The organism is Rhodococcus sp. NPDC127593 (assembly GCF_042671975.1).
Taxonomy (GTDB): Bacteria; Actinomycetota; Actinomycetes; order Mycobacteriales; family Mycobacteriaceae; genus Rhodococcus_F.
On record NZ_JBHXWI010000008.1, the window covers coordinates 98,263 to 116,263 of the forward strand.

The following is an 18,001-nucleotide window of genomic DNA, read 5'->3' on the forward strand; positions in this document are numbered from 1 at the left end:
TCGGCGTACGGCGGCTGTGCTGCCCGCGCTTTTACGAGGGCACGGCTATTGCCATTGTCCAGGGACTGTTGCTAGGGTCGAACATGCATTCGAACGACCTTGGGGGAGGTTGGTTGTGGGGGAGTTGATGGCGCCTGATCCGGATGAGTTGCGTGCGTTCACGGCGCGGCTGCCTGTGGTTTCCGCTGACGGGGATGCGGGGGTGGGGATCGATTTGCTCGATGCGATCGAGGCGTTGAAGTCTGTCGGGTGCGCGGCGCAGGCGGTGATCACCGACGACGTCGCGACGAGTATTCGTGCGGACCGCAGGGCTCGGCGACTTCCGCAGTCCGAGTGGGGTCGGGGCATCGCCTCGCAGATTGCCTTGGCACGCAGGGAGTCTCCGAATCGGGGCGGCCGGCATCTGGGGTTCGCGCAGGCTCTGGTGCACGAGATGCCCCACACTCTGGCCATGTTGCAGACCGGCCGGTTGAACGAATGGCGTGCGACGTTGCTCGTGCGGGAAACAGCGTGCCTGTCCGCGGCAGATCGGGGAATCGTCGACCGCCGGTTGTGCTCGGACCCGGCCACCCTCGACGGGGTCGGCGACTGCGGTCTGATCGCACGGGCGAAAGCGTTGGCGGTCGAACTCGACGCCGCCGCGGTGGTCCGAAGGCACCGCAAAGCGGTGTCGGAACGGCGCGTCACGACACGCCCCGCGCCGGATTCGATGGCCTATCTGAGCGTGCTGATGCCGGTGGAACAGGCGGTGTGCCTGCAGGCGACCCTCGGTCGTGACGCGGACAGTCTCATCGCGACCGGCAACAGCGGCGGCCGCACCCGCAATCAGCTCATGGTGGATCTGTTGTTCGCACGCGGCACCGGAGCCGAAGTGGCGTCGGGTGTGCCGGTGGCGGTGAATCTCGTGCTCTCGGACGAGACGCTGCTGGCCGGCGGGCAGGAGGCGGCGCAGCTGCAGGGTTTCGGGCCGGTGCCGGCGGGGATTGCCCGGCAGTTGGTGGCCGACGCCGTCGATAGCGACACCGAGACGTCGTTGCGGCGGGTGTATGCGTGCCCGCAGTCGGGGGCGTTGACGGCGATGGAATCGCAGTCGCGCACGTTTCCGAAAAGCCTGCGAAACCTGATCGACCTCAGGGATCGGACGTGCCGTACGCCATGGTGTGATGCGCCGATCCGGCACCACGACCACATCCGCTCCCGCCGGAATCAGGGTGCCACGACGGCGGACAATGGGTCCGACCACTACCGCTCGGCCGCGCCACCGCTCCCGGGCGCGGCGCGGCGGTCTGGTCACGAGGCGGTGAGAGCGAATACCCGCATCGTGCGATTCGTCCGGTGCTCGTAGACGCCGTAGACGCGGACCATCTCGTCGAATTCGCGATAGATCCGCGTCCGCTCCGGTTCGGCGAGCAGGGAAGCGGTGACGCGGATGTCCTTCCCGCCGATCGTGACCTTCGCGTTCGGCTGGGCGAGGAGGTTTCCCGACCATGCCGGGTGGTGATCCTGCCCGAAGTTGCTGCCCACGACGAAGATCTGCTCACCCTCGCGGTAGTACAGGAGCGGGCTCGTCCGCAGTGCGCCCGACTTGCGACCCGTCGTGGTCAGCAGGACTACCGGTGCGGCGATCGGGCCGAGGATCGTGAAGCGCCCCCTGCTCTTCTGGAGGAGTCGGCGGTCGACTCCGGCGAGATTCCGGATCACCCACGATCCGGGTCGGGTGGCGGCAAATGTGGCGGCAGGTTCGCGGAGGAAGCTGTTCTCGCTGCCCCATCGGACGTCGGGGAAGGGTGATTCGGCCATAGGTCATCTGACCGCCGGGCGGGTGCGGTGTCAATCGCCCAGAGTCGGTGGCCGGATACGCTATGGCCATGGCTGCGCCAGTGACACCCTCACCCGTGAATCCGCACGCACGTCCCCAGCCGTCGAGCGTCTACATCGCCTCACCGGAGGGGGACACCGGCAAGTCCACCATCGCGCTGGGTGTCCTGCAGATGCTGTGTGCGTCCGCGGCGAGGGTGGGCGTCTTCCGTCCCATCGCCCGATCGACGCAGGAAACCGACTACATCCTCGAATTGCTCCTCGAGCACACGACCGCCGACATCGGGTACGAGGAGTCCCTGGGGGTCACGTACGAGCAGGTCCACGCCGATCCCGACGGCGCGCTCAGCGAGATCGTCTCCCGGTATCACCAGGTGGCGGCGCAGTGCGATGCCGTCGTCGTGATCGGCAGCGACTACACCGACGTGGCCAGCCCGAGCGAGCTCGGCTACAACGCCAGGATCGCGGTGAACCTCGGCGCACCGGTGCTGCTCGCAGTGAAGGGAGCCCGGCGCACCCCCGAGGAGATCGCCCAACTCGCCCAGCTCGCCATCGGTGAACTGACCGCCCACCACGCGCACCTGCTGGCCGTGGTCGCCAATCGGTGTGACCCCGACCAGCTCGATGCGGTCACCGACGCGTTGGCGTCCACCGGTGTGCCCGCGTGGAGCCTGCCCGAAATCCCGCTGCTGGTCGCACCGACCATGGCCGAACTCCTCGAGTCGATCGACGGCAGCCTGTTCAGTGGCGACCCCGAGCTTCTCCATCGCGAGGCGCTGCGGGTGATGGTGGGCGGAATGACGGCCGAGCACATTCTCGAACGGTTGACGGAGGGCACGGTGGTCATCGCCCCGGCCGACCGTTCCGACGTGCTGCTGGCCATGGTGAATGCGCATGAGGCCGAAGGATTCCCGTCGCTGGCGGGCATCATCATGAACGGTGGGCTGATGCCGCACCCGGCGATCGCGAAGCTGATGGCCGGCCTCAAGCCGCGGTTGCCGATCCTCACCACCGAACTGGGCACGTTCGACACGGCCAGCGCGGCCGCTCAGACCCGTGGCCGGGTGGCGGTCGGTTCGCAGCGCAAGATCGACACCGCCCTGAGTGTGATGGAACTCCGGGTGGACGCACCCACCCTGCTGGAGCGGTTGAAGCTGCCGATCCCCTCGGTGGTGACTCCGCAGATGTTCGAATATCAGCTGGTCGACCGCGCCCGCCGCGACCGCAAGCACATCGTGCTCCCGGAGGGCGACGACGACCGCATCCTCCGGGCGGCGGGGAGATTGTTGCAACGTCAGGTGGCGGAGCTGACCATTCTCGGCGACGAGGTGCAGGTGCGTCGCCGCGCCGCGGAGCTCGGCGTCGACCTCGGTGACGCGCAGGTACTCGACCCCCGGACGTCCGAGCACGCCGGTCCGTTCGCCGAGGAGTACGCGCGGCTCCGCGCCCACAAGGGCATGACCGTGGAGCGGGCCCGCGAGGTGATGGCCGACATCTCGTACTTCGGAACCATGATGGTGCACTTGGGAATCGCGGACGGTATGGTCTCCGGTGCCGCGCACACCACGGCGCACACTATCCGGCCGTCGTTCGAGATCATCAAGACGCAACCGGGGGTGTCGACGGTGTCGAGTGTGTTCCTGATGTGCCTGTCCGATCGGGTGCTCGCGTACGGGGACTGCGCGGTGGTGCCCGACCCGACGGCCGAACAGCTGGCCGACATCGCGATCTCGTCGGCGCAGACGGCAGCGCAGTTCGGCATCGATCCGCGCATCGCGATGCTGTCGTACTCGACCGGCGACTCCGGCAGTGGCGCGGACGTCGACAAGGTGCGCTCTGGGACGAAACTCGTCCGGGAACGTCGCCCGGACCTGTTGGTGGAAGGCCCCATTCAGTACGACGCCGCCATCGAGCAGAGTGTGGCCGACAAGAAGATGCCCGATTCGGAGGTGGCCGGCAAGGCGACCGTCTTCATCTTCCCCGACCTCAACACCGGGAACAACACGTACAAGGCCGTGCAGCGCAGTGCCGGCGCCATCGCCGTCGGGCCGGTGTTGCAGGGCCTCGACAAACCCGTCAACGACCTCTCGCGGGGGGCGCTGGTCGAGGACATCGTGAACACCGTGGCCATCACCGCGATCCAGGCGCAGGGAGCAGAGCAGTGAGCGAGGGGTCCGTACTGGTACTCAATTCCGGTTCGTCGTCGATCAAGTTCCAGCTGATCCACCCGGAGACCGGTGAGTCCTCGGCATCCGGTCTCATCGAGAGGATCGGGGAACCCGAGGGGCGCATCGTCTATCACCATCGCACCGGATTGGCGGAGCGCCACGTTCACATCGCCGACCACCGGGCCGGGCTGAAGATGGTGTCGGACATCGTCGCCGAGGTGGGCCGACCGTTGAGGGAGGCGGGAATCGTCGCGGTCGGCCATCGCATCGTCCACGGCGGCGACGTGTTCTTCGAACCCACGATCATCGACGACGCGGTGGTGCAGTCCATCTCGGACCTCTCGACCCTTGCGCCGCTGCACAATCCGGCGAACGTGATCGGGATCGAGGTGGCGCGCGAGGAGCTGCCGGACATCCCGCACGTCGCGGTGTTCGACACCGCGTTCTTCCACACCCTGCCCGCGGAGGCGTCGACGTATGCGATCGACCGGACGGTCGCGGAGGAGCACGCCATCCGGCGGTACGGCTTCCACGGCACTTCGCACCAGTACGTGTCGGCGCGGGCGGCCGAGTTCCTCGGCCGGGACCTGTCGGAGCTGAACCAGATCGTGCTGCACTTGGGGAACGGTGCATCGGCCTCCGCCATCCGCGGGGGACGGGCCGTCGATACGAGCATGGGTTTGACCCCGCTCGAGGGACTCGTCATGGGCACGCGGTCCGGGGACGTCGACCCCGGAGTCATCATGCACCTGCACCGCAGCGGGATGGGTATCGATCAGATCGACGACCTCCTGAACCGGCACTCCGGCCTCAAGGGGCTGTCGGGGGTCAACGACTTCCGGGCGCTCCTGAAACTGGTCGGTGAGGGCGACGAGGCTGCGGCGCTGGCGTACGACGTGTACGTGCACCGACTCCGCAAGTACATCGGCGCCTACCTGGTGGAACTGGGCGGCGTCGACGTCATCACGTTCACCGGGGGAGTCGGCGAGAACAACGTCGACGTGCGCCGCGACAGCCTGGCCGGGCTGGGGCGCCTCGGCATCGTCGTCGACGACGACCGCAACCGCGCGGATTCCCGGGACGCACGACGTATCTCGGCGGACGAGTCCGACGTGGAGGTGCTGGTCGTGCCCACCAACGAGGAGTTCGCGATCGCCCGCGCGGCGGCGGACCTGATCGGGGCCTGAGCGTTACAGCAGGCTCTTGGGCCGGATGGCGTTGGCCAGATCCACCAGGGTGTACCGGTGAGTGCGCTCGGGGGCATTGCGGGCCAGCGCCCTCAGGCCGGCCTCGGCGCCCTTGCGTAGGCCCCGTTCGGTGAACGGCACACCGAGGATCTGCTCGCGTTCCGTCGCCGACGTGTGACCGGCACGCATCCAGTCCAGTGCGGTGCCCAGTACGAGCGTGCGCATCTGCAGTGCCCGGCTCTCCTCGGGTGCGAGCGCGGCGACACGGAGTGCAGCCTCCCGGAGGGCTGCTTCGTCGATCTCCTCGATCGGCTTGCCGGACAACAGCATCAGCACACTCGTCATCCGGGCCATCGTGAAGTGCCGGGAGGTCGCGGGAACCTGATCGAGGGCGGCGATGGCACCGGGCAGATCTCCGCGGTCGGTGAGTTGCCGCGCCAGCCCGAATGCCGCACTCACCATGCTGTGGTCGGTGCGCCACACCGTCCGGTAGTACTTCTCGGCGAACGTCCGCCACTGGTGGGGATCGGAACTCTCCCAGTGCTGCAGAATCAGTTCGGCGGTGGCGGCCAGCGCAAGTTTGGGAGCCGTCTCCCCGGGCATCGCCTGCAGCACGGATTCGAAACGGGAGAACGCCGTCTCGTAGTCGCCGTCGATGAGCGTCGCGAGTCCGGCGTACCAGTCGACGCGCCAGTTCCCGCCCATGTCTCCCTCGACGTCGTGGAGGAGTGCGGTGGCGGTGGCGGCGTCACCGAGATCGAGGTGCGCCTTGATCTCGGCGAGCGTGAGTTCCCGGGAGAACGACGTGTCCAGGTCGCCGACGACCCGTTCGATACCGTTCTCGCGCGCGTGCCGAATGGAATCCAGCGTCTGCTGCGGTTCGCTGTGCACCGCGGCGGCCAGGAGTGGGGCGTTGGGATCGGTCGGGTCGATCAGGGGCACCGCCAACGCCTGCGCCACGGACTGCGGATCGAGATTCTCGTCCCGTTCGACGCCGTCGACGTACACATCGGTCTGCTCGACAGCCCCGTCCGTGCCGAAAGTCGTTCTCTGCTTGCTGAACACGGTCGACAGTCCGGGATGCTCCTCGCCGGTCTGCTGCGCGAGGGCCTCCCGCAGTACCGCCGTGAGCTGACCCGCCATTTCCTCGGCCGACGCGAAACGCCGGTTCGGATCGGGGTCGGTGGCGCGCAACAGGAGTCGATGGAAGAACTCGTATTCCGCGAGGAGCGGCGCCTGCTCGGGGGACGGGATCCCGTCGAGATACCGGCCCTTGTCGGACGGCATGTCGAGCGTCAGCACGGCGAGTGTGCGCCCCACCGTGTAGATGTCGGACGCCACGGTCGGGCCGGTCTTGACGATCTCCGGCGCCTGATACCCGGGAGTGCCGTACAGGTAACCGTAGTCCTCGATGCCCGCGACGGCCCCGAGGTCGATCAATTTGAGGGCATCCTCGGTGACCATCACGTTGTCGGGTTTGAGGTCGTTGTACACCAGGCCGGTGGAGTGCAGATACGCCAGTGCGGGAAGGATTTCGAGTACGTAGGCGATGGCCTGCTCGACCGGCATGCGCTCGGGCTTCGTGTGTGTCGACAGGACGTCCCGCAGCGAATGACCGCCCACGTACTCCATGACGATGTAGCCCATCGGGGTCCCGTCCGACCGGGGATGTTCCACGAAGTTGAAGATCTTCACGATGCTCGGGTGGGCCACCTCGGCGAGGAACTGGCGTTCGGCCACCGCCACGGCCTGAGCCTCGGCGTCGCCGAAGTGCAACAGGCCCTTGAGGACCACCCAGCGGTCGCTGACATTGCGATCGATGGCCAGATAGATCCAGCCGAGGCCGCCGTGCGCGATGCAGCCCTGCACCTCGTACTGGCCGCCGATCAACTCGTTCGGGCCGAGGAGCGGCCGGAAGTCGTACGTGGCTCCGCACGAGGGGCACAGACCGAACTCGGAACCCCCCGACGTGGCACTGGTGCGGCCGACCGGCTTGTTGCATTTCCAGCAGAAGCGCTTGCTCTCGGGTACTTTCGGGTCGGTCGTCACGGCGGACGCCGGGTCGAGTGTCTTCACGACGGGAACCTCGACGAGACCGCCGCCGAGACGCAGGCGCTGCCCGGACCGGGTGCGCGGTGAGCGCGTCGAGCGGCCGGTGCCGGACGCGCCGGACGGCCGGGACGTCGGCGCGGCCTGGGTGGCTGGACCCTCGTCCGGTTCTTCCCGGACCGCGGCCTGGGTGGCGTCCTCTTCGGGTTCCCGGACGGCGGCCTGGGTGGCGATGTCCGGGTCGGTGGACTCCGGATTCTTCGAGTGTTGCGGCATGCGTCCCCTCAATCCTGGTACGCGGCGGACGGCGGGGCGGGGGACGGCCCCAGCATCGACAGCCACTGGTCGTACATCCTGGTCCAGGTACCGTCGTTGCGGATGCGTTCGAGCGTGCCGTTGACGAACCGCACCAGGTCCTCGTTCGACTTGGTGATGCCGACGCCGTACGGCTCGGCGCCCATGCTGTCTCCGACGATCTCGAGGTACGGATCCTGGGACGCCAGACCGGCGAGGATCGTGTCGTCGGTGCTCACCGCGTCGACCTGCCGTTGTTGCAGGACCACCAGGCAATCCGACCACATGGGGACCGTCAGGATGTCCGCGGTGGGCGCCACCTGCTGCAGCCGTGTCAGCGACGTCGTGCCGCGGACGACGCAGACCCGCTTCCCGTCCAGGTCGGCGGCGCTGCGGATCGGGGAGCCCTTCACGACGAGGACCCGCTGCTGCGCCTCGAAGTACTCGGAGGAGAACGCCACCCTATCCTTCCGGTCGCAGGTGATGGTCATCGTCTTGGCCACGATGTCGACCATCGACTCCTGCAGTGCCTTCTCACGATTCGCCGACGTGAGGATGCGGTACTCGAGCCGGTCCGGATCGCCGAACAGGTCCCGTGCGATCTCCCGGGCAATGTCGACGTCGAAGCCCTGGATGGCACCGGTCGCCGGGTCGCGGAAACTCATCAGGTTGCTGCCCGTGTCGAGGCCGACGACGAGACGCCCCCGTGCGCGGATGGCGTCGACCGTCGGCATCTGCGCTGCGGCGTCGGTGTCGGGGAATGGACGCAGGCTCGCGGTGGGATCGCCGCAGTCCCTCTCCGGAGTCGGCGGCGCCGCACTGGTCTCGGGCGCCGGCGTCGCGGCCGCGGGAAGCGGGGGCTCGGTGTACGACACGCTCGGCGATCCGACGTGCTCCGGACTCGACTCGGCGCACCCGCCGATCAGCAACGTGGCCGCCACGAGCACCAGCGCGATCCGGCGCCCCCTCACTGATATTCCCTCAACCGAGGCCACAACCCGATGATAATTCCGCCGAACGCTATCAGCGTCAGGACGAGGGCACCGGAACCGAGCGCGGTCAGCACGCGGGCCGCGGATTCGACGTTCGCCCGCAGACGGTCGCGGGCGGTCCCGATTCCGTCGGTGAGCGCGTCGTCGACGGCGGTGAACTGAGCCGCGGAATCCGAGGGTCCCGGTCCGATGGCGACCATTGCCGCCGAGACGAAGTCGCCCTTGGCGAGGATCTCGTTCATGCGGTCGTGTGCCGAGGACCAGCGCGTCCACGCCTCCTGCGCCCGCGCCACCTCGGCGTGGCCGACCGCGCGGTCGCCGTCGCGGGGGTAACTCGACAGCAGGGTGTCGAGCTGACCGGACTTGTCCTCGAAGACGGCGTCGTAGTCACCGTTCGAGTCGCGGCGGACCAGTTTGAGCGTCTCCTCGGTGCGTGCCTGCTGGGCCAGGATGCGGGCGGCGGTCAACTCGTGCATCGGGCGGGCGCCCTCGGTCAGTGCCCGCTTCGTGTCGAGGGAGGAGACCAGCCCGGCGACGAGCATCCACGCCAGGAGGATCGCCGTGCACGTCGACGCCACGATCAGCCCGAGATTGAACGTGCGGCGACTGAGCCTCGCGATGACGATCTGGGCGACGAGCAGCGCGACGAGTGCGACGAGGATCAGGGTCAGCGCCAGCCAGGGCGGACGAGAGTAGTCCCGTTGCGTGTCCGCGACGTCGGCTTCCTGCTGGGCGTGCAACTGCTGCGCCATCGGCAGCATGCTCGTCTGCATCAGTGCGGACGCCTCGCTGAGGTAGGCCGCGCCGACGGGATGACCGGTGCGATTGTTGGCCCGCGCGGTCTCGACGAGACCGGAGTAGACGCTGAGGTCGGTGGAGATGGAGGCGAGCAGGCGGCGGCTGTCCACGTCGCTCGCCGCGAGTCCGCCCGACGCGTACACGAGGTCGGCGGAGGCCGTGCCGATCGCCTGCGCGTACTTGTCCCGGAGTTCGGGAGGTTCGAGACCGCCGGAGATGAACGCGGTCGTGGCCGCGGCGTCCGCCACGGACAGGGCGCTGTAGAGGTTCTGCGCCGAGAACGACAGCGGTTCAGTCTCCGCGAGGACACTGTCGAGGGTGGCCTCCCTGCCGTTCACCGTCGAGGCGGCCACGAATCCGGCGGTGAGGGTGAGCAGAACCAGGAGGGCGCCGAGGGCGGTGAGCTTGGCGGGAGTCGACACCAGGAACGCGCGCAGTTCCTTGCGGCGTGCCACCGCGGGGTCGACGTCGTCGTCCGCGGCGGCAGACAATGCGCGGCTGCCCTGGGGTTCGATCGACGGTGCCTCACGCAGAACCACCTCGCACCCCTCCCGTGTCATGGCCGCACCTTGGGGGGAGCATATAAGCAGCGGTCGGTTCACGACTGCCGACGGGCAGTTCCGGAAGAAACCGTTAGTGTGAGGGAACTGTAGGGAGACCCATCAGGTCGGACAGGGGTAGTCGATGCGTGGTGACGGTGACGGCTGGGCAACCGGGCCGGACGGCAGTCGTCATTGGGGCAAGCACGGTGCGGCGGGATTGTTGCTGCGTGCGCCGCTCCCGGACGAGACGCCGGCCGTGCTGCTACAGCACCGTGCGGCCTGGAGTCACCAGGGCGGTACGTGGGCGCTGCCCGGCGGTGCCCGGGACAGCCACGAGACCACCACCCACGCCGCGGTACGCGAGGCGCACGAGGAAGCCGGCATCGAGAGCGCGGCCATCCGCGTCCGCACCGAGGTCGTCACGATGAAGGCCGCGAGCGGCTGGAGTTACACCACGGTGATCGCCGACGCCGAGCGCCCGCTGCCCACCGTCGCGAACGGCGAGAGCACCGAACTGCGCTGGGTGCGGGAAACCGACGTCGCCGGGCTGCCGCTGCACCCCGGATTCGAAGCAGGGTGGCCGCAACTGCGCACCACCGAGGTGCGATTGCTGCTCGACAGGCACGACGTGCTGGGCGAACGCGGCGCGCTTGCGCAGTTGTCGAAGGCCCTACCCCGCACGGTTCACCTGCCCGACGGCACCTACGGGTGGCTGCCGCGCGTCGAGGTGCTCGAGACCCTGGACGCGGTCGGTCGCCTCGCCGAGCCGGCCGGCCACGGCACCACGCTGGGAACGCTGACGGCAGTCGTCACCACCGACCCCGACCTGATCGAACAGTTGCCGGCCACCGTCGTGGTCCTGCCGCCTGCCACGGTGCTGGACTGGCTGGACCAGCCGTAACTATGCGTTCTGCTGCAACAGGGCAGACAGCGAGCGCGCGGCGGCCTGCGGGTCGCGGGCCTCGGTGATCGCTCGCACGACGACTATGCGGGAGGCCCCCGCGGCGAGAATCTCCGGAACGCGGGACTCGTCGATGCCGCCGATCGCGAACCACGGGCGGTTCGGCTCGGAGTCGGCGGTCGATCGCACCAGATCGATGCCCGACGCGGTCCGCCCGGGCTTGGTGGGGGTGGCCCACACCGGTCCGGTGCAGAAGTAGTCGACGCCGTCCTCGATCGCCGCGAGGCTGGCCTGAGCGCGACTGTGGGTGGAGCGGCCGATCAGGACGTCGGAGCCCACCACGGTCCGTGCGTACGGGACGGGCAGGTCACCCTGGCCGAGGTGCAGCACGTCGGCCCCAGCCGCCAGCGCCATGTCGGCGCGGTCGTTGACCGCGAGCAGCGCTCCGTGCCGCCTGGCCGCGGCCGCGAGCACCGACAGCGCCGCCAGTTCGTCCCGGGCGTCCATCGTGCCGAACTTCTTCTCTCCGGCCGAGCCCTTGTCGCGGAGCTGGATGATGTCGACGCCGCCGGACAGCGCGGCCTCGGCGAACTGCGCCAGGTCGCCCTTGTCGCGCCGAGCATCGGTGCACAGGTACAAACGTGCTGTTCCGAGGCGACGCCGACGGTCCGTGAGGTTGCTGTGATGCGAGGTGGTCACGGCATGACGGTAGCCTCTACGGTGAAAGTGCAACACGGGAGTCCCGGGGAACGTGGGGCTGAGAGGGGCTCACGCCGAGCCCGACCGTCATACCTGACCCGGATCATGCCGGCGCAGGAAGTGAGGTGGAGTTCAATGGCGAGATCGGTATCCGTCGTCGGAGGCGGAGTGATCGGCCTGTCCGTTGCGTGGCGAGCAGCCCGCAACGGCTGGTCGGTACGGCTGTACGACCCGTCGATCGGTTCGGGAGCGTCCTGGGTGGCGGGCGGCATGCTCGCCCCGTTGTCCGAGGGCTGGCCCGGTGAGGAGAGCGTCCTCGAACTGGGGAGCGCGTCGCTCGACCGGTGGCCCGAATTCGGGAAGGAACTCGAGGCCGGAGCCGGCGTCGAGCTGTTCACGTCGGAGAGTTCGCTCACCGTCGCGCTGGACGGCGCCGACGCGGAGGACCTGCGGACCATCGCCGAATGGGTGGGTGCGCAGGGGCGGGAACTGCAGATTCTCAACCGTGCCGAAGTCCGGGCCCTCGAGCCGATGCTGGGTCGCGGAGTCCGGTTGGGACTCTTGGCCGTCGACGAGCTGGCCGTGGACAACAGGCTGCTGTTGCAGGCGTTGCAGCGGTGCGCCGTCGACGCCGGAGTGGAGCTGATCGGGGAGGCCGTGCGCAGCCTCGACCGGCTCGACACGGACCAGATCGTCGTCACCGCGGGCATCGCGTCACCGGCCCTGTGGCCGGGGCTTCCGGTTCGCCCGGTGAAGGGCGAGATCCTGCGGTTGCGCTCGCGTCCCGGGGTGACCCCCGCGCCGGGCCGCACCATCCGCGGCAGCGTGCACGGAAGGCCCGCCTACCTGGTGCCGCGTGCCGACGGCATCGTCGTCGGCGCCACCCAGTCCGAGTCGGGCAACGACACGCAGGTCACGGTGGCCGGTGTCCGGGACCTGATCGCGGACGCCGAGGCGCTGATGCCCGCCATCGGCGAGTACGAACTGCGTGAGACCTCGGCGGGTCTGCGTCCGATGACGCCGGACAACCTGCCGCTGATCGGCCGGGTGTCCGATCGGGTCGTGGTGGCGACGGGACACGGCCGTAACGGCATCCTGCTCACCCCGGTGACCGCCGACGCGACGGTGGCATTGTTGGAGGGCTCGGCACTGGTAGAGGCGAAAGCCGCCGACCCCGAACGTTTCGAGAAAGTAGCGAGGTAGAGATGAGTGAGCAGCAAGTAGTGGTGCCGATCGGCATCAGCGTCAACGGCGAGGACCACGAGTTCACGGAACCGTTGACCGTCACCGGGCTGCTGGAGGTGCTGAACCTGCCCACCAAGGGCATCGCGGTGGCGGTGAACGGCGCCGTGTTCCCGCGCGCCCAGTGGGACGAACTCGTGGTCCGGGGCTGGGAGATCGAGATCCTCACGGCGGTGCAGGGTGGCTGACGCGACGTCCGGCGTGCAGAAGGGCCTCACGATCGCGGGCCGCACGTTCGGTTCACGGTTGATCATGGGTACCGGCGGCGCCGCCAACCTCACGGTGCTCGAAGAGGCGCTCGTCGCGTCCGGCACCGAGCTGACCACGGTCGCGATGCGTCGCGTCGACGCCGCCGGCGGCACCGGGGTGCTGGACCTGCTGCGCCGGCTCGACATCGCGCCGCTGCCCAACACCGCCGGGTGTCGCGGTGCTGCCGAGGCGGTGCTGACGGCGCAACTCGCCCGTGAGGCGCTCGAGACCGACTGGGTGAAACTCGAGGTCATCGCCGACGAACGCACCCTGCTGCCCGACGCCATCGAGTTGGTCAGCGCTGCAGAGCAACTGGTCGACGACGGATTCGTCGTCCTGCCGTACACCACCGACGACCCGGTACTGGCCCGCAGGCTCGAGGACGTCGGCTGCGTGGCCGTGATGCCGCTGGGTTCGCCGATCGGCACCGGGCTCGGTATCGCGAACCCGCACAACATCGAGATGATCGTGGAGGGCGCGGGGGTCCCCGTCATCCTCGACGCCGGCATCGGGACCGCCAGCGACGCGACCCTCGCGATGGAACTCGGCTGCGACGCCGTGCTGCTGGCCACGGCTGTGACCAGGGCGAAGGACCCGGCGCTCATGGCGTCGGCGATGCGCGGGGCCGTGGTGGCGGGGTACGAGGCACGTCACGCAGGCCGCATTCCCAAACGGTTCTGGGCGCAGGCGTCGTCGTAGTCCTCGGGGTCGCGTCGGGGTCCCGCTCAGGGTCCGACCGGTACCAGGGGACGAGTCGGGAGTAGACCTGCGGCCGATGCGCGCCGGCCGCAGGTTCCGGCATCCTTCTCACATGATTGAAGTGAGGGGACTTTCGAAGACCTTCGGTGCGACGAAGGCGGTGGACAACCTGACGTTCAACGTGAAGCCGGGTATGGTCACCGGCTTCCTCGGCCCGAACGGTGCAGGCAAATCGACGACGATGCGGATGATCCTCGGGCTGGACCGCCCCACGGCGGGCAGCGCGTTGATCGACGGCAAACCGTACAGCGACCTGGTGCAGCCGCTGCGGACGGTGGGGGCTCTGCTCGACGCGAAGTGGGTGCACCCCAATCGCTCGGCCCGCGCCCATCTGCAGTGGATGGCGGCGTCCAACTCGCTGCCGAAGAGCCGGGTCGACGAGGTGCTGCACCTCGTCGGGCTCACCGAGGTGGCCGGGAAGAAGGCCGGCGGGTTCTCGCTCGGCATGTCCCAGCGACTGGGCCTGGCCGCCACGCTCCTCGGCGACCCGAAGGTGCTGCTGTTCGACGAGCCGGTGAACGGGCTCGACCCGGAGGGCATCGTCTGGATCCGCAAGTTCATGCAGCGCCTCGCGACGGAGGGGCGCACCGTGCTGGTGTCGAGCCACCTGCTGTCCGAGATGGCGCTCACCGCAGAACATCTGGTGGTCATCGGCCGGGGGCGTCTGATCGCCGACACCACCGTGTCCGAGTTCGTCAGCAAGTCCTCGGAATCGACGGTACGCGTGCGGAGCCCACAGCTGGACGCGCTGCGTAGCGCGCTCACGTCCAACGGACTCACCGTGCGCGAGGACGGATCCGACGGGCAGCAGGCGCTCGTCGTGGTGGATTCGTCGACGGACGTCGTCGGCGGGATCGCTGGTTCGCAGGGCATCGTCCTGCACGAGTTGGCATCTCAGCGCGGATCGCTGGAGGACGCCTTCATGAAGTTGACCGGAGACGACGTGCAGTACCACGCAGAGGGCGTCGAAGATGTGATGAGGGGTGCACTGTAATGGCTGTTCTCAATGCCGAACGGATCAAGATCACGTCGACGAGGTCGCCGTGGTGGTGCACCGCCATCATCATCGTGCTGGGTCTCGGTCTCGCCGCGGTAATCGGGTTGAGCGCGAAGGCCAGCATCAACTCCTTCAACAACCAGATCGCGGACGGTAGGCAACCGGATTTCGATCCGTTCCTGCCGCAGATGTCGGACGCGGTCGGCGGTGTCTCCGGGTTCGGTGTGCTGGTCCTGATGATCCTCGCGGCGCTCGCCGTGACCAGCGAATACCGGTTCGGCGTCATCCGCACCACGTTCCAGGCCATCCCGAACCGGGCGTCTGTCCTCGTCGCGAAGGCCGGCCTGATCGGCGCGTTCGGCGCCGTGCTGACGTTCGTGCTCACGTTCGGCGCGTACGCCATCGCGAAGGCGACTGCAGGTGACGAGGCGGGAGCGGCGCTCACACTGTCGGGTGACGACGCGTGGCGGTCGATCTACGGCGTCCCGATCTACGCGTTCCTGTGCGTGGTTCTGGCCGTCGGTATCGGCACACTGCTGCGCCAGTCGGCGGGCGCGATCGCCCTGCTGCTGTTGTGGCCGCTGCTGATCGAGAGCCTGTTCAACCTGTTCGGCTCGTTCGGCGAGAAGATCATGCCCTTCCTGCCGTTCCTCAACGCCAACAACTTCCTGGGGGCGCCGCAGGGGGTCGAATTTCATTGGGGCCCGTGGGGCAGCCTGGTGTACTTCGCGGTGTTCGTCTTCGTGATCTTCGGGGCCGGCCTGGTGGTCGTCAACAAGCGCGACGCCTGACACCCGATACAGTACTTTCGCCCCGCTCCTCCGCCAGGTGATCGTCGGGAGACCTGGCTGAGGGTGATGGTGGGGCGGGAGCCTGTGGGCCGGTGCGAAATCCATTCGCGCCGGCCCACAGGTGCTTCTGCGTTAGGCTCCCGACATGCGACTACGGGGAGCCTTCACAGTCGGAGTGGCCGGTGCGATGTTCTTGGCCGGGTGCTCGTCGACGAGCGAACCCGATTCGCCGCCGGTCGATGCGAGCGCTCTCGCGGCTTCGGTCACCGAGGGCGGTGTGGTGGGGCATCTGGAGCAACTGCAGACGATCGCCGGGAACAACGACGGCAACCGCGCGGCCGGCACTTCCGGCTACGACGCCAGCGTCGACTACGTCGCACAGGTGCTGGAAGACAAGGGCTTCGACGTCGAGACACCGGAATTCGAGTTCCACAAGTTCGACGTGCGGACGGAGGCGCTCAGGTCCGGCGACCGTGACTTCGAGGTGCGTGCACTGTCGTATTCACCGTCCACCGGTCCGGAGGGGATCACCGCCCGCCTGGTGCCCGCCCCCAAGGACGAGAGTCCGGGATGCGAGGTCACCGATTACGACGGCCTCGACGTGACCGGGGCGATCGTCCTCGTCAACCGCGGGGTGTGCCCGTTCGCGGCCAAGCAGCAGTTCGCGTCGGAGCGCGGCGCCGTGGGCGTGATCGTCGTCAACAACGAGGACGGACCGATGAGCGGCGGAACCCTCGGCGACCCGGACGTGGGAAAGGTGCCCACGGGCGGAGTGAGCAAGGCGGACGGTGCCGCACTCGAGCAGGCCGGGGGTGATGTCATCCTCACGCTCGATACCACCACCGAGTCGAGCACTGCTCGCAACGTCATCGCCCAGACGAAGACCGGTTCGGCCGAGGACGTCGTGATGGTCGGCGCCCACCTGGACAGCGTCCCGGACGGTCCCGGCATCAACGACAACGGCACCGGCGTCGCCGCGACCCTCGAAACGGCCGTGCAACTCGGCGGTTCGCCCGACGTCGACAACGCGGTGCGCTTCGCGTTCTGGGGCGCCGAGGAATTGGGTCTGCTCGGTTCGGAGGCCTATGTGAACAGCCTCAGCGAGGACCAGCGGAACGACATCGCGCTGTACCTGAACTTCGACATGCTCGGTTCCGAGAACGCCGGCTACCTGGCGTACGACGGCGACAACTCCGACAACGTCGGCGAGGGGCCCGGACCCGAGGGTTCCGCGGGCATCGAGCGCACGTTCACCGAGTTCCTCCAGGGCAACGGTGTCGCCGCGGACGGCACGGACTTCGACGGCCGATCCGACTACGGTCCGTTCATCGAGCACGGCATCCCCTCGGGCGGCGTGTTCAGCGGCGCCGACGAGACGAAGACCCCGGAGCAGGCGCAGAAGTGGGGCGGCACCCCGGGTGTGGTGTACGACGAGAACTACCACAGCGCGACCGACACCCTCGAGAACGTGAACCGGGCCGCGCTCGCCAAGAATGCCGCCGCGGTCGCGTACGCCGTCGGGGTGTACGCGGAGTCCCTCGCCGGGCCGAACGGTGTCCCCACCGGCGCGGATCGGGAGAAGGCGCGGGCCGCGGAGTGATGTCCGATTCGTCACGCGTTTGTGCATGTGACGCTGGGTTACCCTTACTCTCGTGAGCGACGACCCGGCCGAAGAGAACAGTGCCGAACTCGACGCTGCGCAGACACCGAAACGAGGCGACAAGGTTCTGGGCTGGGTGGGATCGGTGAACCGGCAGCCGCAGCTGATCGAAGGGCTGCGGAGGGTTCGTCGCGCGCTGCCCGGTGATCCCGCGTTCGGCGACCCACTGTCGACAGCGGGACCGGGGAGCGCACGGGCCATCGCCCGCGTAGCCGATCGCTTCCTCGACCATCAGCCGGGGGCGTCCCGCGAGATGAGCCTCGGCGCGCTGCAGGTGTGGCAAGCCCTGCTCGAGCGCACCGGACGCGGTCGGGGAACGCGCGAGGTGACCATCGTGTTCACCGACCTGGTCGGGTTCTCGAGTTGGTCGCTGCCGGCCGGCGACAGCGCCACCCTGGTCCTGCTGCGTGACGTTGCCCGAGCGGTCGAGACCCCCATCGTCGACCGGGGCGGGCACGTGGTGAAACGACTCGGGGATGGGGTGATGGCCGTCTTCCCCAGCCCGGATCGCGCGATCGACGCCGTCTTCGCCGCACAGGAAGCGCTCGCGGAGGTGGAGGTGGACGGCTACCGCCCCCGCATGCGCGTCGGCATCCACACCGGCGTGCCCCGGCAGATCGGCAGCGACTGGCTCGGCGTGGACGTGACGATCGCGGCGCGCATGATGGAACTGGGCGGCGACGGCAACGTGATGGCGTCGTCCGCCACGCTGTCGAGTCTGCAGCCGGGCACCCTCGACGAACTGGGTGTCGGTGTCAAACCGTGGCGACGCGCCTTCTTCGCCCCCGCACCCAGCGGGGTGCCCTCCGACCTCGGTATCTGGCGGTTGCGGCTCCGCCGCCCGTGAGTACTTGT

Annotated in this window: 16 protein-coding genes and 1 riboswitch; of the genes, 11 read left to right on the plus strand and 5 right to left on the minus strand. The window is 68.5% G+C overall.

Annotated features, from left to right (window positions below; translation table 11 throughout):
* Positions 1 to 115: 115 nt before the first annotated feature.
* Positions 116 to 1,345 (plus strand): HNH endonuclease, encoded by a 1,230-nt coding sequence (locus tag ACFVJ3_RS09415; protein WP_378451812.1) that lies wholly within the window; start codon positions 116 to 118, stop codon positions 1,343 to 1,345.
* Here ACFVJ3_RS09415 and ACFVJ3_RS09420 read toward each other — a convergent pair.
* Positions 1,291 to 1,800, minus strand: a complete 510-nt coding sequence (locus tag ACFVJ3_RS09420) for a nitroreductase/quinone reductase family protein (RefSeq protein WP_378451813.1) — start codon at positions 1,798 to 1,800, stop codon at positions 1,291 to 1,293. The two genes, ACFVJ3_RS09415 and ACFVJ3_RS09420, sit on opposite strands and share 55 nt — an antisense overlap.
* 62 nt (positions 1,801 to 1,862) lie before the next feature.
* Between ACFVJ3_RS09420 and pta the strand changes: the two genes are divergently transcribed.
* Complete coding sequence (gene pta / locus ACFVJ3_RS09425) at positions 1,863 to 3,983, plus strand: phosphate acetyltransferase (protein ID WP_378451814.1); 2,121 nt, start codon at positions 1,863 to 1,865, stop codon at positions 3,981 to 3,983.
* Entirely contained in the window at positions 3,980 to 5,173 is a 1,194-nt protein-coding gene (locus ACFVJ3_RS09430; protein WP_378451815.1) for an acetate kinase, read from the plus strand. The genes pta and ACFVJ3_RS09430 overlap by 4 nt, the downstream gene beginning before the upstream one ends.
* A 3-nt stretch (positions 5,174 to 5,176) precedes the next feature.
* Here the strand turns inward: ACFVJ3_RS09430 and ACFVJ3_RS09435 are convergent, their stop codons facing one another.
* From ACFVJ3_RS09435 to ACFVJ3_RS09445, 3 genes are read right to left on the minus strand one after another with little or no spacing between them, the layout of a single operon-like run.
* Positions 5,177 to 7,498 carry a tetratricopeptide repeat protein gene (locus tag ACFVJ3_RS09435; protein WP_378451816.1) on the minus strand — a complete coding sequence of 774 codons (2,322 nt, stop codon included), beginning with the start codon at positions 7,496 to 7,498 and terminating at the stop codon, positions 5,177 to 5,179.
* An 8-nt stretch (positions 7,499 to 7,506) separates the two neighbouring features.
* Entirely contained in the window at positions 7,507 to 8,487 is a 981-nt protein-coding gene (locus tag ACFVJ3_RS09440; RefSeq protein WP_378451817.1) for a glutamate ABC transporter substrate-binding protein, read from the minus strand.
* Positions 8,484 to 9,866: a hypothetical protein gene (locus ACFVJ3_RS09445; protein WP_378451818.1), complete on the minus strand. Its 1,383-nt coding sequence runs from the start codon at positions 9,864 to 9,866 to the stop codon at positions 8,484 to 8,486. The genes ACFVJ3_RS09440 and ACFVJ3_RS09445 overlap by 4 nt, the downstream gene beginning before the upstream one ends.
* A 124-nt stretch (positions 9,867 to 9,990) precedes the next feature.
* On the opposite strand from ACFVJ3_RS09445, the gene ACFVJ3_RS09450 reads away from it, so the two are divergent.
* Entirely contained in the window at positions 9,991 to 10,749 is a 759-nt protein-coding gene (locus ACFVJ3_RS09450; protein ID WP_378451819.1) for an NUDIX domain-containing protein, read from the plus strand.
* Here the strand turns inward: ACFVJ3_RS09450 and thiE are convergent, their stop codons facing one another.
* A complete protein-coding gene (thiE, locus tag ACFVJ3_RS09455) occupies positions 10,750 to 11,448 on the minus strand; it encodes a thiamine phosphate synthase (RefSeq protein ID WP_378451820.1) in 699 nt (232 codons plus the stop codon).
* Between the two features lie 24 nt (positions 11,449 to 11,472).
* Positions 11,473 to 11,587, plus strand: a riboswitch (TPP riboswitch).
* Between thiE and thiO the strand changes: the two genes are divergently transcribed.
* The 7 genes from thiO to ACFVJ3_RS09490 all read left to right on the plus strand — a co-directional run bounded on the left by thiO (position 11,584) and on the right by ACFVJ3_RS09490 (position 17,993).
* Positions 11,584 to 12,651: a glycine oxidase ThiO gene (gene thiO / locus ACFVJ3_RS09460; RefSeq protein ID WP_378451821.1), complete on the plus strand. Its 1,068-nt coding sequence runs from the start codon at positions 11,584 to 11,586 to the stop codon at positions 12,649 to 12,651. It overlaps the preceding riboswitch by 4 nt.
* 2 nt (positions 12,652 to 12,653) lie before the next feature.
* The gene (thiS, locus tag ACFVJ3_RS09465) at positions 12,654 to 12,878 is read left to right on the plus strand and encodes a sulfur carrier protein ThiS (RefSeq protein WP_378451822.1); all 225 of its coding nucleotides are present in this window, start codon (positions 12,654 to 12,656) and stop codon (positions 12,876 to 12,878) included.
* Complete coding sequence (locus ACFVJ3_RS09470; RefSeq protein WP_378451823.1) at positions 12,871 to 13,638, plus strand: thiazole synthase; 768 nt, start codon at positions 12,871 to 12,873, stop codon at positions 13,636 to 13,638. Before thiS ends, ACFVJ3_RS09470 begins: the two co-directional genes overlap by 8 nt.
* A gap of 112 nt (positions 13,639 to 13,750) precedes the next feature.
* On the plus strand, positions 13,751 to 14,692 hold the full coding sequence (locus ACFVJ3_RS09475) for an ABC transporter ATP-binding protein (RefSeq protein ID WP_378451824.1): 942 nt from the start codon (positions 13,751 to 13,753) through the stop codon (positions 14,690 to 14,692).
* A complete protein-coding gene (locus ACFVJ3_RS09480) occupies positions 14,692 to 15,486 on the plus strand; it encodes an ABC transporter permease (RefSeq protein ID WP_378451825.1) in 795 nt (264 codons plus the stop codon). The genes ACFVJ3_RS09475 and ACFVJ3_RS09480 overlap by 1 nt, the downstream gene beginning before the upstream one ends.
* A 145-nt stretch (positions 15,487 to 15,631) precedes the next feature.
* Positions 15,632 to 17,086, plus strand: coding sequence for a M20/M25/M40 family metallo-hydrolase (locus ACFVJ3_RS09485; RefSeq protein WP_378451826.1), 1,455 nt, complete (start codon positions 15,632 to 15,634; stop codon positions 17,084 to 17,086).
* A 52-nt stretch (positions 17,087 to 17,138) separates the two neighbouring features.
* Complete coding sequence (locus ACFVJ3_RS09490; RefSeq protein WP_378451827.1) at positions 17,139 to 17,993, plus strand: adenylate/guanylate cyclase domain-containing protein; 855 nt, start codon at positions 17,139 to 17,141, stop codon at positions 17,991 to 17,993.
* Positions 17,994 to 18,001 lie beyond the last annotated feature (8 nt).